This is a genomic window from Luteimonas aquatica (assembly GCF_022662575.1).
GTDB classification, from domain to species: domain Bacteria; phylum Pseudomonadota; class Gammaproteobacteria; order Xanthomonadales; family Xanthomonadaceae; genus Luteimonas; species Luteimonas aquatica.
Window position 1 is genome coordinate 46,723 of the sequence record NZ_JALBFU010000012.1, and the last position, 15,135, is coordinate 61,857.

16 protein-coding genes are annotated in these 15,135 nt (G+C 70.5%); 12 read left to right on the forward strand and 4 right to left on the reverse strand.

What is annotated here, in order from left to right; genetic code table 11:
- The first annotated feature begins 37 nt into the window (after positions 1 to 37).
- The 6 genes from MD221_RS15425 (at position 38) to MD221_RS15450 (ending at position 5,191) form a co-directional block, all read left to right on the forward strand.
- The gene (locus MD221_RS15425; RefSeq protein WP_242112815.1) at positions 38 to 784 is read left to right on the forward strand and encodes a TorF family putative porin; all 747 of its coding nucleotides are present in this window, start codon (positions 38 to 40) and stop codon (positions 782 to 784) included.
- A 37-nt stretch (positions 785 to 821) separates the two neighbouring features.
- A complete protein-coding gene (locus MD221_RS15430; RefSeq protein ID WP_242112816.1) occupies positions 822 to 1,160 on the forward strand; it encodes a P-II family nitrogen regulator in 339 nt (112 codons plus the stop codon).
- A 34-nt stretch (positions 1,161 to 1,194) separates the two neighbouring features.
- Positions 1,195 to 2,592, forward strand: coding sequence for an ammonium transporter (locus tag MD221_RS15435; protein WP_277928921.1), 1,398 nt, complete (start codon positions 1,195 to 1,197; stop codon positions 2,590 to 2,592).
- 208 nt (positions 2,593 to 2,800) lie between these two features.
- Positions 2,801 to 3,676, forward strand: coding sequence for a C2 family cysteine protease (locus tag MD221_RS15440; RefSeq protein WP_242112817.1), 876 nt, complete (start codon positions 2,801 to 2,803; stop codon positions 3,674 to 3,676).
- A 172-nt stretch (positions 3,677 to 3,848) separates the two neighbouring features.
- Positions 3,849 to 4,397: a hypothetical protein gene (locus MD221_RS15445; RefSeq protein WP_242112818.1), complete on the forward strand. Its 549-nt coding sequence runs from the start codon at positions 3,849 to 3,851 to the stop codon at positions 4,395 to 4,397.
- Positions 4,398 to 4,453: 56 nt separating this feature from the next.
- Positions 4,454 to 5,191, forward strand: a complete 738-nt coding sequence (locus MD221_RS15450; RefSeq protein WP_242112819.1) for an N-acetylmuramoyl-L-alanine amidase — start codon at positions 4,454 to 4,456, stop codon at positions 5,189 to 5,191.
- A 3-nt stretch (positions 5,192 to 5,194) separates the two neighbouring features.
- On the opposite strand, the gene MD221_RS15455 is transcribed toward MD221_RS15450, so the two are convergent.
- Together MD221_RS15455 and MD221_RS15460 are read right to left on the reverse strand one after the other, a co-directional pair.
- Positions 5,195 to 5,563, reverse strand: coding sequence for a VOC family protein (locus MD221_RS15455; RefSeq protein ID WP_242112821.1), 369 nt, complete (start codon positions 5,561 to 5,563; stop codon positions 5,195 to 5,197).
- Positions 5,564 to 5,588: 25 nt separating this feature from the next.
- Positions 5,589 to 6,458 (reverse strand): alpha/beta fold hydrolase, encoded by an 870-nt coding sequence (locus tag MD221_RS15460; RefSeq protein WP_242112823.1) that lies wholly within the window; start codon positions 6,456 to 6,458, stop codon positions 5,589 to 5,591.
- A gap of 238 nt (positions 6,459 to 6,696) precedes the next feature.
- Between MD221_RS15460 and MD221_RS15465 the strand changes: the two genes are divergently transcribed.
- Together MD221_RS15465 and MD221_RS15470 are read left to right on the forward strand one after the other, a co-directional pair.
- Positions 6,697 to 7,053 (forward strand): BON domain-containing protein, encoded by a 357-nt coding sequence (locus tag MD221_RS15465; RefSeq protein WP_242112824.1) that lies wholly within the window; start codon positions 6,697 to 6,699, stop codon positions 7,051 to 7,053.
- A 15-nt stretch (positions 7,054 to 7,068) separates the two neighbouring features.
- The gene (locus tag MD221_RS15470; RefSeq protein WP_242112825.1) at positions 7,069 to 7,302 is read left to right on the forward strand and encodes a hypothetical protein; all 234 of its coding nucleotides are present in this window, start codon (positions 7,069 to 7,071) and stop codon (positions 7,300 to 7,302) included.
- Between the two features lie 108 nt (positions 7,303 to 7,410).
- On the opposite strand, the gene pdxR is transcribed toward MD221_RS15470, so the two are convergent.
- Entirely contained in the window at positions 7,411 to 8,880 is a 1,470-nt protein-coding gene (pdxR, locus tag MD221_RS15475) for a MocR-like pyridoxine biosynthesis transcription factor PdxR (protein ID WP_242112826.1), read from the reverse strand.
- Between the two features lie 92 nt (positions 8,881 to 8,972).
- On the opposite strand from pdxR, the gene MD221_RS15480 reads away from it, so the two are divergent.
- From MD221_RS15480 to MD221_RS15495, 4 genes are all read left to right on the forward strand, one after another.
- Positions 8,973 to 9,779 carry an MBL fold metallo-hydrolase gene (locus tag MD221_RS15480; protein WP_242112827.1) on the forward strand — a complete coding sequence of 269 codons (807 nt, stop codon included), beginning with the start codon at positions 8,973 to 8,975 and terminating at the stop codon, positions 9,777 to 9,779.
- Positions 9,780 to 9,834: 55 nt separating this feature from the next.
- Complete coding sequence (locus tag MD221_RS15485; RefSeq protein WP_242112828.1) at positions 9,835 to 10,710, forward strand: DMT family transporter; 876 nt, start codon at positions 9,835 to 9,837, stop codon at positions 10,708 to 10,710.
- Between the two features lie 69 nt (positions 10,711 to 10,779).
- Positions 10,780 to 11,817 (forward strand): SDR family oxidoreductase, encoded by a 1,038-nt coding sequence (locus MD221_RS15490; protein ID WP_242112829.1) that lies wholly within the window; start codon positions 10,780 to 10,782, stop codon positions 11,815 to 11,817.
- Positions 11,818 to 12,015: 198 nt separating this feature from the next.
- Entirely contained in the window at positions 12,016 to 12,444 is a 429-nt protein-coding gene (locus MD221_RS15495; RefSeq protein ID WP_242112830.1) for a VOC family protein, read from the forward strand.
- A 111-nt stretch (positions 12,445 to 12,555) separates the two neighbouring features.
- Here MD221_RS15495 and MD221_RS15500 read toward each other — a convergent pair whose 3' ends face one another.
- Entirely contained in the window at positions 12,556 to 15,084 is a 2,529-nt protein-coding gene (locus tag MD221_RS15500) for a M4 family metallopeptidase (protein WP_242112832.1), read from the reverse strand.
- Positions 15,085 to 15,135: the final 51 nt, after the last annotated feature.

Consider the following 15,135-nt stretch of genomic DNA (forward strand, 5'->3'; position numbering starts at 1 on the left):
ATGACTGGGGAGGGCCATTCTGTGAAGAGGGCCTGTCATGTCGTTTCGAAACACCGCCATCGCATCGACGCTATCCTTGCTGCTGCTCGGCACCGGCCACGCCCGCGCGGCCGTCACCGGCTCGGCCGCCCTCACCAGCGACTACGTCTTCCGCGGCGTGTCGCAGACCGACGAAGACCCCGCGCTGCAGGCCGGGATCGAATATGCCCACGACAGCGGCTTCTACCTCGGCGCCTGGGGCAGCAACATCAGCTGGCTCTCCGACATTCCGGGCGATGTCTCCAGCAGCCTCGAGCTGGACGGCTACCTCGGCTATCGCGGCAAGGCCGGCGAGGCCGTCTCCTACGACGTCGGCGTGCTCAGCTATTACTACCCGGGCGATTTCCCCGACGGCTTCAGCCGCGCCGACACCACCGAGCTCTATCTCGGCGCCACCCTCGCGCCGACCGAGGCGCTGTCCTTCGGCCTGAAATACTCCTACGCCCTCACCGAGCTGTTCGGCTACAGCGACTCGGACGGCAGCGGCTATCTCGACGCCTCGCTCAACTGGACCTTCAGCCCCGGGTGGACGCTCAACCTGCACGGCGGCAAGCAGTGGATCGAGAAGAATGCCGACTTCGAGTACACCGACTGGAAGGTCGGCCTCACCAAGGCCTTCGACAACGGCTTCTCGATCGCGGCCGCCTACACCGACACCGACGCCGACGAGGCGCTGTACACCAACGCCCACGGCACCAGGATCGCCGACGGACGTTTCGCGGTCACCTTCACCAAGGCCTTCTGAGGACATCGCCGATGCGCATCAAGACTGGGAGAACGCCATGAAACTGATCACCGCCATCATTCGCCCGTTCAAGCTCGACGACGTCCGCGGCGCGCTCACCGAGGTGGGCGTGTCCGGCATCACCGTCACCGAGGTCAAGGGCTTCGGCCGGCAGAAGGGCCACACCGAGCTGTACCGCGGCGCCGAGTACGTCGTCGATTTCCTGCCCAAGCTCAAGATCGAGTGCGCGGTGCCCGAGCCGCTGCTCGAGCGCGCGCTGGAGGCGCTGCAGAACGCCGCGGGCACCGGCAAGGTCGGCGACGGCAAGATCTTCGTCACGCCGATCGAGCAGGCCATCCGCATCCGCACCGGCGAGCTCGGCGCCGATGCGCTCTGACCCACACACGGAGACGACCATGAAGATCGCATTGTTGAAGATCGGAAGTTTCCCCGCGTGGGCCGCTCGTGCCCGCGCGTTGGCCCCGGCCCTGCTGTGCCTGCTGATGCTCGCCGGATTCGCGGCGCCGGCTTTCGCGCAGGCGCCCGAAGCGCCGGCCGTCGCCGCTGCCGACACGGCGCCGGCCGCGGACGCCGCGCCGGTGGTCGAGAAGGGCGACGTGGCCTGGATGCTCACCTCCACGCTGCTGGTGTTGCTGATGGTGGTGCCGGGGCTGGCGCTGTTCTACGGCGGCATGGTGCGCTCGAAGAACGTGCTCTCGGTGCTGGCGCAGGTGATTTCGGTGTTCTCGCTGATCGTGCTGCTGTGGACGGCCTACGGCTACAGCCTGGCCTTCGCCGGCGGCGGCGCCTGGATCGGCACGCTCGACAAGCTGTTCCTCAAGGGCGTGGGCGTCGACTCGCTCGCCGACACCTTCTCGGCCGGCTTCAAGCTGCCCGAGTACGTGTTCGTCGCCTTCCAGGCCACCTTCGCCGGCATCACCGGCGCGCTGATCGTCGGCGCCTTCGCCGAGCGCGCGCGCTTTGCCGCGGTGCTGCTGTTCGCGGTGATCTGGTTCACCTTCGGCTACCTGCCGATCGCGCACATCGTCTGGGCCGGATCCGGCTACCTGTTCAACCTCGGCGCGCTCGACTTCGCCGGCGGCACGGTGGTGCACATCAACGCCGGCGTGGCGGGACTGGTGGGCTCGTACTTCGTCGGCAAGCGCCTGGGCTTCGGACGCGAGGCGCTCAAGCCGCACAACGTCACCTTCACCTTCATCGGCGCGGCGCTGCTGTGGGTGGGCTGGTTCGGCTTCAACGCCGGGTCGGCGCTGGAAGCCAACGCCACCGCGGCGCTGGCCTTCCTCAACACGCTGCTGGCCACCGCCGCCGCGATCCTGGCCTGGGCGCTGGTGGAGAAGCTGGCCAAGCGCAAGTCCTCGGTGCTGGGCGTGGCCTCGGGCGCGGTCGCCGGCCTGGTCGGCATCACGCCGGCCGCCGGCACGGTGGGGCCGCTGGGCGCGATCGTGATCGGCGCGGTCGCCGGCGTGGTCTGCGTGTGGGGCGTGAACGGGCTGAAGCGGATGCTGAAGGCCGACGACAGCCTCGACGTGTTCGGCGTGCACGGCCTGGGCGGGATCGTCGGCGCGCTGCTCACCGGCGTGTTCACCGCGCCGTCGCTGGGCGGGACCGGCGCCGAGGACTTCAGCATCGCCGCGCAGGTCGGCAAGCAGGCGCTGGGCGTGGGCATCACCATCGTTTGGATCGCGGTGGTGTCGGTGATCGGCTTCCTGGTCGCCAAGGCGGTGTTCGGCCTGCGCGTGGCCGAGGACGCCGAGCGCGAGGGCCTGGACATCACCTCGCACGGGGAAACCGCGTACGAAGCATGAGGGCCGCGCGGTGGGCATCGTCCCTCCCCTGTCCGCCGCGCCATGCCGCTCTTCCCGATGCGCCCGCCCGTGCGGGCGCATCGGGATTTTTTTTGCGCGCGCGGCGCGGGAGCGTCCTGGGGCGAGCCCTAGCTAGGGAACGCACCAGCTGACGCAGGCGCGCCGCGACCTTCTAGCATCGCCTGCACCCGAAGACAGGAAACCCGCCATGTCCAGCCTCGAAGCGCCGCGCCTGGCCCCGCCCGCCCGCCCCATCGACGATCGCGGTTGGGACAAGATCGACAAGCAGCCCGTGCAGACGCAGGACACGCCGTTCGTCACCGGCAACGGCGACGGCAACGCGGTCGATCCCAACGACGTCAGGCAGAACGGCTACGGCAGCTGCGGCGTGATGTCGACGCTGGAGGCGATCGCGCAGCAGGATCCCAGCGTGATCCAGGACATGATCCAGGACAACGGCGACGGCACCTACACCGTCACCTTCCAGGACCGGGTCAGCGTCTTCGGACAGGACATCTGGGTGCCGCGCGAGGTGACCGTGAGCGGCCCGTTCGGCGGCGGCGCGGCGCATCCCTCGGGCGACGTGAACTCGCAGGGCGAGCAGGAGATCTGGCCGAGCATCATCGAGGCCGCCTACGCCCAGGCCTACAAGCCCAACGATCCGACCTACACGCCCAATCCCAATGTTCCCGGCAGCGGCGGGGTGTTCCCGAGCGATGCGATGGAACACATCCTCGGCGCGCGCGCGACCACGGCCGCGCCAGGCGCGGTGTCCTTCTCGCAGATGGAGCAGATGCTCGACGGCGGGCAGGCCGTGGTGGCCTGGACCGGCGATTCGAAAGGCTTCACTCCGCAGCAGCAGGCACTGGCCAACCAGTACAACGTGCAGGGCGGGCATGCCTATGCGGTCAGCGACGTGATCCCCGCGGGCACGACCTACACAGATCCCAACACCGGGCAGCAGGCCGTCGCCGCCGTGGACACGGTGGTCCTGGACAATCCTTGGGGCAACCAGGACGTGGTCATGCCGTACTCGGACTACCAGGCGATGTACGCCCAGGTGAGCAACACGCCCACGCACTGACCGGCGCGACTCGGGGCGGCCCGGCACTGCGGGTCGCGATGCTAAGATCGCCGCAATCCAGGTTCACGGGCGGGCTCGTATGCGTCTAGCAAGCGGATGGTTGTTGCTCGCCCTCACCGGCGCCGCGCATGCGGCGCCGCCGGCGTCCCCGGCTCCAGAGGCGAAATCCGTCATGACCGAACAGATCGCGATCACCCAGGGGACCACGCAGACCCGCTCGGGCAGCGTGGTCGGCTTCATGGACGCCTACGACGAGGAGCGCGTCTCCCTGGGCGTGTGGGACGAGAACGAGAAGTTCTGGTCGGCGCGCTTCGATCTGCGCCGCGGCGAGGCGCTGCCGGCCGGCGGGCAGTTCCTGCGGCTGGCCGACTGGATCACCGGCGTGCTCGGCGAGCGCGATCGGATCGAACTGGCCGCGGTCAGCGACAGCGCCGGCATCAAGGCCGTGCCGCCGACGCACCCGGTGCTGCCGGCGCAGGGCCGGCTCGAGGTCGGCCTGTCGCGGCTGGAACTGGTCGGCGGACTGACCCGGCAGGAAGCGCAGGCGGAGATGTGGCCCAAGCTCTCGCCGCGCGACAGCGTCGAAGCCAAGGACCTGCAGTCGCTGACGCTCAAGGTCGGCCAGACGCTGGCCTTCGGCAACAAGACCCTGCGCGTGGTGCGCCTGCAGCCGAGCGCGGGCGAGATCGTCGGGTTCGTCGAGTTCGAAGTCGTACCCTGATCCGCGGTCGGCGTCGGATGCTTGCCTTCGCCGCCGTCAGCGGCTGCAATGCCGCCATGTTGCGCTTGCTGCTCCTGGCCTCGCTGCTGCCGCTGCTCGGCGCCTGCGCGCACGCGCCGGCGCCCGAACGCAATCCGCTGGCGCAGTGGGTGCCTTCGCAGAACTTCGGCCCGCGCAAGGCGGTATTGATCGTGATCCACGCCACCGAGCAGGACTCGGTGCAGCAGAGCCTGGACACGCTGCGCACCGCCAACAGCGGCGGCCCGGTCAGCGCGCATTACCTGATCGGCCGCGACGGCAAGCGCTACCAGCTGGTGGCCGACGGCGAACGCGCCTGGCACGCGGGGCCCGGGCGCTGGGGCACGATCGGCGATCTCAATTCCGCCTCCATCGGCATCGAGCTGGACAACGACGGCAGCGCCGATTTCCCCGCCGCGCAGATCGACAGCCTGCTGGTGCTGCTGGAAGACCTGTGCACACGCCTGAACATCGCCCGCGGCGACATCGTCGCGCATGCCGACTTCGCGCCCACGCGCAAGCGCGATCCCGGCGCGAGGTTTCCCTGGAAGCGCCTGGCCGAGGCGGGTTTCGGGCGCTGGCCGGCCGCCGACGCCGGCGATCCGCCGCCCGGCTTCGACCCGTGGACGGCGCTGCGCCTGATCGGCTATCCGCTGGACGATCGCGCGGCCACGGTGCGCGCCTTCCACCGCCATTACCGCGGCAGCGAGAGCGAGGTGCTGGACGCCGAGGACCTGCGCATCCTGCACGCGCTTACCCGCCAGGACGCGCGTTGAGGGTCAGCCGCCGTCGTGCAGCTGGATGTAGTTGCCGCAGGTGTCGTCGAAGACCGCCTGCGTGCCCCATTCGGTGGCGGTCGGCGCCTGCGTGAAGACGACGCCCAGCCGGCGCAGCCGCTCGTGCTCGGCCGCCACGTCCTCGACGAAGAACACGATGACCGGCAGGCCGGCCTCGCGCAGCGCCTGCTGGTAGGTGCGGGCGATCGGATTGTCGTTGGGTTCCAGCAGCAGCGTGGTGCCGTCCGGGTCCTCGGCCGAGACCACGATCGCCAGCCGCGCCTCGGGAATGCGCAGCTTCTCGCGGAAGCCGAGCGTGCGCGTGTAGAAGGCGAAGGCGGCCTCGACGTCGGCGACGTACACGCTGGTCATGCCGATTCTCATGGCGGCAACGGCCTCATCGCGCCGGGTCCGCGTCCCGCGCCGCCAGCCAGGTTTCCAGCGCCGCCAGCACCTCGCCGCGGCCGGGATCGGTTTCGTTGAACAGCTCGTGGTACAGGGCGTCGAAGGCCTGCGCGGTCAGCAGCGCCGGCGGCGCCGCGGCGGCGAAATCGCGGCTGCCGCGGGCATCGACCAGGAAATCGTCGCCGGCGTAGAGCAGCAGCGTCGGCACGCGCAGCGTCGCGGCGTCGGCCACGCAGGCGGGCGCGGCGCGGAACAGGAAGTCGGCCAGGCGCGGGGTGATCCAGCCGTGGCGCAGCGGATCGCGCCTGTAGCCCAGGCCCACCGCGGGATCGTGCGAGAGCCTGTCCGCGCGCAGACCGGCGCGCAAGGGCAGATTGGGCAGCCAGGGCGCGAGCCGCCCGGCCAGCCCCTGCAGCCATCGCGGTTCGTGCGCGCGCAGCAGCGGCGAGGACAACGCCAACAGCGGCGGCGCGATGCGGCCGTCCAGCACCGTGCGCAACGCCACTAGCCCGCCCATGCTGTGGCCGAGCAGCAGCGGCGCGAAGCCGAGCGCGGCGGCGTAGTCGCGGTAGACCTCGGCCAGGTCTTCCAGCAGCGCCTCCGGGCGCGCGATCGCGCCGCGCCGTCCCGGGCTGTGTCCGTGGCCGCGCTGGTCGTAGGCGCGCACCGCGTAGCCGCGCTGGTTGAACCAGCGCGCCAGCGCCGCGTAGCGTCCGCTGTGTTCGCCCAGGCCGTGTACCAGCAGTACCGCGCGCCGCGCCAGCGGCAGCGGCCACTCGCGCCGGAACAATGCGGCGCCATCGCGCATCGCCAGGGGCGCGATGGCTGCGGTGCCGTGTCCCAGTCCGTCGTCGGCGGCCATGCGCCTTGTCCTGAAAGCCGTGGAGTCGCGCAGACGATGCACCGCGGCCGCCTGGCGCGCAACTGCGGCGCCGCGGCCGCGCGGATTGTGGCGGCGTTCAGTCCGCACACCCGGCGCTAACGGCGCGGTGCCCCGGGATTAACTCCTGCCGCCGTAGGGTGGGCCTGCAGCGGCGCGCGGACGGAGGTCTTCCGCTCCGTCGGGCCGATGCGCTGGCTTGTCTCACGAGGATGCCGTTATGAAACCGACCACCATCGTCGCCTGCGCCCTGCTCGGCAGCAGCCTGTCCTTCGCCGTCGCCGCCGTTCCGCGCGAGGGCGGTCCCCAGCAGGCGCAACAAATGGAACAGGAAGAATCGGTACAGCCGGTGAGCGACAGCTGGATCACCACCAAAGTCAAGACCGAGCTGATGGCCGCGCGCGGCGTGTCCGGCGTCGAAGTGAAGGTCGAAACCGTCAATGGCCAGGTCAAGCTCAGCGGCGAGGTCGATTCGCAGGAGCAATCCGATCGCGCGGTCGCCGTGGCGCGCAGCGTGAAGGGCGTCAAGGACGTGGATGCGAGCGCCCTGACGGTCAAACCGGGCGCCGCCCGCTAGCCGAGGAGAGCCCTCATGCCCACCTGCGATGTCTGCGGCAACGACTACGACAAGGCCTTCACCGTCACCCAGGGCGCGCATAGCGGCACCTTCGATTCGTTCGAATGCGCGATCCACGCCATGGCGCCGCGCTGCGCGCATTGCCAGTGCCGCATCGTCGGCCATGGCGTCGAGCATGGCGATGCCATCTACTGCTGCGCGCACTGCGCCAAGGCGTCGGGCGTGCAAGGCGTCGCGGATCGCGCCTAGCCAGGCGCAGCGGAAGAGTCCGCGCATCGAGGCCGTGGCGAACATCCGGCATCCCGTAAGGCCGGCATCCTGCAAGGCAGGGATGCCGGCGCCGCCCGGGGCATGCACTCAATCGGCCGCGCCTTGCGTTTCCAGCGCGTGGCGGATGCGCGAGAGCGCCGGCCGGATGTCGTGCGCATCGATCACGCCGTAGCCGAACGACACCGCCTGCTCGCTGAGCGGCGTGATCGAGTATTCGGCGATCGATTGCGAGCCCGGCGCGTGCCTGCGCGCCGCCGCCAGCAGGCGCGGCGCCCATTCCGGCCGGCGCAGGCGCGCGGCCAGGTGCAGGCCGGCCTCGGAGGGGATCGGGTCCAGCCAGGCGCCGAGCTCCTCGCGCAGGCCCTCGAGCAGGGCTTCGCGCCGCGCCGCGTAGAGCGGATGCATGTGGCGCACGTGGCGGGCCAGGTGCCCGTCCTGGATGAAGGCGGCCAGCGTCGCCTGCGCCACCGCGTCGCAGTGCGAATCGGCGCAGTACTTCACCGCGACCAGGCCCTCGCGCGCCCAGGACGGCGTCACCACGAAGGCCTTACGGATCGAGGGGAACAGGCTCTTGGAAAAGGTGCCGACGTAGAACACGCGCGCGTCGCCGTCCAGGGTCTGCAGCGCGTCGAGCGGGCGGCCGCCGAAGCGGAACTCGCCGTCGTAGTCGTCCTCGACGATTACCGCGTCGTGGCGGCGCGCGAAGGCGAGCAGGGCGGCGCGCCTTCGCAGCGACAGCGCCACGCCGGTGGGCGACTGGTGCGAGGGCGTCACGCAGATCACCCGCGCGTCTTCCGGCAGCTGCTCCACGCACAGGCCCTCGTCGTCCACGGGCACCGACGCGATGCGCGCGCCGGCGACGGAGAACGCGGCGCGGAAGGTGGGATAGCCGGGATCCTCCACCGCCACGCAGGTGCGCCCGGGCGTCACCAGCAGGCGCGCGAGCAGGTCCAGGGCCTGCTGCGCGCCGGAGGTGACGACCACGTCGCGTGGCGTGCACGCCACCGCGCGCGCGAAGGCGACGTGCCCGGCGATGGCCTCGCGCAGCGCGGGGATGCCCTCGGTCGGCGGATAGGAGAAGGGAACGCGCGCCCACTGCCGCCAAGCGCGCGCCGACAGCCGCCGCCACAGTGCGTGCGGGAAGTGGCGGTGGTCGGGGACGCCGAGGCGGAAGCTGCGCTCGGGCAGGTCGGGCGGGGCGGTGGGGCCGGTGAACAGCGGCGTCCGCCAGGCCGGGTTGATTCGTGCCGCCTCGTCGAGGCCGCCCCCGGCATGCCGCGCCGCCGCGCCCCTGCGCGCGGCGAACCCGGCCACCACCGCCTTGGCGCCGCGCCGCGGCAGCACGTAGCCCTCGGCGATCAGCAGGTCGTAGGCGGCGATCACGGTATTGCGCGCCACGCCCAGAGCGGCGGCGGCGCGCCGCGTCGCCGGCAGGGCATGGCCGGGCGGCAGGCGGCCGTCGAGGATCGCCGCGCGCAGCTTCAGGTGCAGGGACTGGGTGCGCGTCCCGTGGTCGCGTTCGGGCAGGGTGATCGCGAAGGGGAGAACTGGTTCCATAGAATTTCCAAAAACTGGATCATTCAAGGAGCCAGATTACGCCTTTAATGGGTGCCACGGCGGAGTTCCGCCGCCCACCCGAGAGGCCCGCCATGCCCTGCTACATCTGCGAGACCTGCGGTACCCAGTTCGCCGAGACGGCCGCCGCCCCGGCCCGCTGCCCGATCTGCGAGGACGAGCGCCAGTACGTGGGCTGGCGGGGCCAGGCCTGGACCACCCACGAGGCCCTGGCCGCCGGCCACGCGCTGCGGCTGGAGGACGACGCCGGCCTGCTCGGCATCGGCCTGGCGCCGGACTACGCCATCAACCAGCGCGCGCTGTACCTGCCCACCGATGCCGGCAACCTGCTGTGGGAATCGCTGAGCCTGGTCACCGACGCGGCGGTCGCCGCGCTGCGCGCGCGCGGTGGCGTGGACCGCATCGTCATCTCGCATCCGCACTTCTACGCGTCGATGGTGCAGTGGAGCCAGGCGCTGGGCGGCGTGCCGATCCTGCTGCACGCCGCCGACCGCGCCTGGGTGCAGCGGCCCTCGCGCCACATCGAGTTCTGGGAAGGCGACACGCTCGCCCTGTCCGACGACGTCACCCTGATCCGCTGCGGCGGCCACTTTCCCGGCAGCACCGCCCTGCATTGGGCGCGCGGTCCGCGCCCGGGCGGCGCGCTGTTTCCGGGCGACGCGCTGCAGGTGGCGCTCGACCGCCGCCACGTGAGCTTCATGTACAGCTATCCGAACTACATCCCGATGCGCGTGGGCGACGTGCACGCGATGCGCGAGCGCCTGGTGCCCTATGCCTTCGAGGACGTGTTCGGCTACACCTGGGGCCGCAACATCCTCGGCGGCGGCCGCGCCGCGGTCGATGCCTCCTTCGAACGCTTCCTGCGCGCCGCCGCCGCTTGAGCCCGCCCACGACCCTCTGGACACCGCCGCCATGCAAGCCATCGAGACCGTTCCCATGCCCGCGACCGCCTCGCCCGAACGCGCCTGGCTCACACCCCTGGAACTGATCGTGCTCGGCGCGATCTGGGGCGCCTCCTTCCTGTTCACCCGCGTGGCGGCCAAGGACTTCGGCGCCGCGCCGCTGGTCGAGGTGCGCTTGGCGCTGGGCGCGCTGGTGCTGCTGCCGCTGCTGTGGCGGGCGCGGCGCCAGTTCGCGCCGCGGCTGTGGCCGAAGCTGGCGCTGATCGGCATGATCAACTCGGCCTTGCCCTTCCTGCTGTTCGCCTGGGCCGCGCAGCGCGCGCCGGCGGGCGTGGGCGCCATCACCAATGCCATGACCGTGCTGTTCACCGCGCTGGTCGGCTTCCTGTTCTTCGGCGAGAAGATCGGCGCGCGGCGCGCGCTGGCGCTGCTGGTCGGCTTCGCCGGCGTGGTGGTGCTGGCCAGCAGCAAGGTGGCCGGTGCCAGCATCGGCTGGGCAGTGGCCGCCGGTGCCGCCGCCTCGTTCCTGTACGGCATCGGCATCAACCTGGTGCGCCGGCACCTGACCGGCCTGCCGCCGGCGGCGGTGGCCTCGGCCACGCTGGGCAGCTCGGCGCTGCTGATCGCGCCGTTCGCGGTCGTCTCCTGGCCGCAGGCCGCCATCCCGCTGCATTCGTGGCTGTCGGTGGTGGCGCTGGGCATCCTCAGCACCGGGCTGGCCTTCGTCCTCTACTACCGCCTGATCGCCCGCGTGGGCGCCAGCCGCGCCTCCACGGTGACCTACCTGATCCCGCTGTTCGGCGTGGCCTGGGCCTGGATACTGCTGGACGAGCCGCTGACCGTGGCGATGGGCGTCGCCAGCGCCCTGATCCTGGGCAGCGTGGCCTTCAGCCAGCGCACCGCGAAATAGCGCACGCTTGCCGCGCCCGCGCCGTGCTAGCGTGCCGCATCCGGCGCCAGAGCCGGCGGGGACAACGCGATGGGCACAGTGCTGGTCACCGGCGGGTCCGGCTTCGTCGGCAGTCATTGCCTCCTGCAACTGCTGGCCGCCGGCCACGACGTGCGCACCACGGTGCGCAACCTCGCGCGCGAGGCCGAGGTGCGCGCGATGCTGGCGCGCGGCGGCGCCGATCCCGACGCTGCGCTGCGCGTCTTCGCCGCCGACCTGGAGCGCGATGCCGGCTGGGCCGAGGCGGCGGCCGGCTGCGATTACGTGCTGCACGTGGCCTCGCCCTTTCCCGAGCACATTCCCCGCCACGAGGACGAACTGATCGTGCCGGCCCGCGAGGGCGCGCTGCGCGTGCTGCGCGCCGCGCGCGATGCCGGCGCGCAGCGCGTGGTGCTGACCTCCTCCTTCGCCGCGATCGGCTACGGCCATGCGCCGCGCGAGGCGCCGTTCGACGAGACCAGCTGGACCGATCCCGACGGCGAGGACGTGCTGCCCTACGTGAAGTCGAAGACCCTGGCCGAGCGCGCCGCCTGGGACTTCGTCGAGCGCGAGGGCGGCGGCATGGAGCTGGCGGTGGTCAATCCGGTGGGCGTGTTCGGCCCGGTGCTGGGGCCGGACTATTCGACCTCGATCCTGCTGGTGCAGCGGCTGATGGAAGGCGCCATGCCCGGCTGCCCGCGCCTGCACTTCGGCGTGGTGGACGTGCGCGACGTCGCCGACCTGCACCTGCGCGCCATGCTCGATCCCGGCGCCCACGGCGAACGCTTCCTGGCCGTGGCCGGGGACTTCCTGTCCATCCGCGACATGGCGCGCACGCTCAAGGCCCGTCTCGGCGCCGACGCGCGCCGCGTGCCGACCCTGCAGTTGCCGAACTGGCTGGTGCGCCTGGCCGCCCTGCGCGATCCGGCGGTGAAGCAGATCCTGCCCGAACTGGGCAAGCCGAAGAACGCCACCGCCGGCAAGGCGCAGCGCCTGCTGGATTGGCGGCCGCGCAGCAGCGAGGACGCGCTGGCGGCCACCGCCGAGAGCCTGCTGCGCCTGGGCTTGCTCAAGCCGGGCGCGCGCTAGGCGCGCGATGCGATCGCGGCCCGCGACGTGGCAGCGATGCGATGGCTGCGATCATCGGGCTGTCAGGCCGCCGAAAGAGATTGCCGCGAGACGATGGATGGAATGGCAGGCGGGCGATGCGCGAGAACGCGACGAGGGCCCGCGCCGCCCGCGCGCCGAAATGCCATCATGCCGGCTCGCCCCTCTCGGATCCCGGATATGGAAACGCAGCAACTGCATCGCGGCCGGCTGATCGACCACCTGCAGCTGGTCGTGCGCGATCTGGGCGCCAGCCGCAAGTTCTACGCCGCCGTTTTCGACGTGCTGGGCGTGCCCATGGGCGGCGACGGCGAGGACTACTTCTGGGCCGACGAGCTGTTCGTCTCCACCGCCGCCAGCGACGCCGCGCAGGGCGCGCTGACCGGCCGCCACCATCTGGCCTTCCAGGCCGCCGATGCGGCCATGGTCGATGCCTTCCACCGCGCCGCGCTCGCCGCCGGCGGGCGCGACAATGGCGCTCCCGGTCAGCGCGATTATCATCCGGGCTATTACGCCGCCTTCGTGCTCGATCCCGACGGCAACAACATCGAGGCGGTGTTTCACGGCCCGGCGCGGCGCAGCGCGCCGTCGGTGGAGATCACGTTCTAACTAATCCCCTCGCGCCATGCGTCCAAAAAAACAACCCCCGACGGATCGGGGGTTGTCGTGGCATGGCCGTTGCGGCGCGTCGCGCCGCGCGGGCCGATGGTGGGGCAACGGTCAGAACTGGATGCTCCAGCTGTCGATCTTGCCGGTGTCGCGCGCGGAATTGTCGTTCACCCGCAGCTTCCAGGTGCCGTTGAGCGCTTCGCTCGACAGGTTCAGGGTCACCGTCTTGTTGATGTTGTCGGTGCTCGTGCCGCTGCGGTTGTGGATGTTGTACAGCGTGCCGTCCGGCGCCACCAGGTCGACCTTCAGGTCGCCGATGTAGGTGTGCACGATCGCCACCGTCACCTGCGCGTTGCTCGGCGCGTTGCCGCTGCGGCCGGACACCGTGATCGGACTGTCCACCGTGGCGTTGTCGTTGATCGCATAGTCGGTGGTGTTGCTGTAGGTCTGCGTGCCGCTGCCGCCGGTGGTGTAGCTGCCGGTCAGCGACAGGCCCGAGTAGGTCGAATAGCCGGACACCAGCACGTAGTAGGTGCCGGCCTGCGCGGTGGCGATGTTGCAGGTCTCGGCGGTGGTCGCGCCGGCCGAACGGCAATCGTAGCTGCCGGTGGTCGGCGCGCTGCCGAACTTCACGTACAGGTCGGCATCGCCGCTGCCGCCGCTGGTGACGAACTTCAGGTTGGTCGCGCCGGCCGGCACGCTCAGCGTATAGACCTTGCTGCTGCCGGTCGCGCCGCCGATGCCGGTCACCGCCACGCCGTTGCTCAGCACCGAACCGCCGCCGCCGCTGCTGACCGTGACCGATCCGGTCTTGGTATTGGTGGCGCCGTCGTCGTCGGTGACCGTCAGCGTCACCGTATAGGTGCCGGCGGCGGAATACGTCTTGCTGGGGCTGGCCGCGGTCGAGGTGGTGCCGTCGCCGAAGTTCCAGCTGCGCGAGGCGATGCTGCCGTCGCCGTCGGTCGAGGCGTCGGTGAACTGCACCGTCAGCCCGTTGGCCGACGAGGTGAAGTTGGCCGTGGGCGGATTGTTGGTCGTGCCCCCGCCGCCGCAGTTGGTGCCCGAGGCGGTCACGCCCACCGCGGACATCGCCGAGACCACGTCCTGCACGTTCAGGCCCATGTCGGCAGCGGCCTTCTGCACGCCGCACGCCGCCTGGTTGTAGGTCATGCTCGAGGTCCAGTAGTCGCGGTTGGCGCGCGCGAAGGCCTGGAACGCGGTCTTGGTGTTCCAGCCGGTCTTCTTGGCCAGCAGGCAGAACGCCTTGTTGTAGACGCCGGAGGAGTAGTGCTCGTCCATGCCGTTGGTGAACTGCGAGGCGTTGTCGATCGACCGGCCGTCCTGCGAGGGGGTGCACATGTAGCGCAATGCGCCCGAGGCCTTGAAGATCTGCGCGCCGACCTGGAAGTCGTTGCTGCCGGTCATGTAGTACTCGGCGGCCTCGCCGGCGATATCGGAGAACGATTCGTTCATGCCCAGCGCCTGGGTGCCGTTGCCGTCCAGGCCCGAGTTCTGCTCGGTGTAGCCGTGCGAGACCTCGTGCGCGGATACGTCGAGGCTGACCAGCGGATAGAACCGGGTGTTGCCGTCGCCGAAGGTCATGCCGGTGCCGTCCCAGAACGCGTTCTCGTAGTTGTTGCTGAAATGCACGCGCATCTGCAGCTTGAAGCTCAGCGGCGCGGCGTCCATGTAGTCGCGATACATGTTGAAGATCACGCCGCCGTAGTAGTGGGCGTCGTTGAGCGGGGCATAGGCGCCGTTGATCGTCTGGTAGGTGTTGCGCGGGCAGGTGTAGCTGTAGGTGGTGAGGTTGGTCGGCGCCGGCGAGCCGGGCGTCCAGTAGCGGTGGTTCACGTCGATGGTGCGGACGTTGGCGTTCTCCATCGCGCAGGTGCTGCCGGTCTGGGTCACGTCGAGGAAACCGAAGTCGGTGCCGTACTCGTACTGGCCGGTCTTCTGGTTGCCGCCGGGGCCGGTGCCGACCAGGGCGTGGCGGATGCCGTCCCACTGCTTGAGCGGACGCCCGCTGTTGGCGTCGATGATCGCGAACGGACGCAGCGGCTTGCCTTCGCGCTGCGACAGGAAGGAGACGACATAGACCAGATGGGCGCGGTTGTCGCCGTCGAGCCAGATGCGCAGGTCGGACTTCTCGTTCGCCGTGGGCAGGTTGGAGGCGCCGCCGAAGGCCGCGCGCTTGGCCAGGGCCAGGGCCTGCGCGCCGCTCAGCTTCGGCGTGACGCTCGGCACGTCGCGTTCAATGCCGTTGACCAGCTGCCCGAACAGCGCCCGCACGTCGCCCGCTTCGTTCTCGCTGACGATCACGTCGTCGCCGTGGATCTGCACGCCGCGATAGGTCTGCGCATAGCGCGAGTTCACCAGGCCGCGTTCGCGATGGCGCTTCTTGGCGAGCAGGCGCGAATCGGCGTCCATGCCCAGGAACTGCTGGTGGCGCACGTGGGTGCTGGCCGCGGCATCGCCGGCCGCGACGGCTTTCGAGCCCAGCTGCTGCTTGAGCTGGGCCAGGCTGCGGGTTTGCAGATCGACGCGTTCGGCGGCATGGGCCGACGACAGGGCGACGCCGATCGCCAGGGGCGTCAGCACGAGGAAGCGAAGAGGACGGTTGCTGGATTGCATCACCATGGCTGTGGATCTCTCGGATGAATGGGATGAAGGAACGTTTCAGCGAAAATT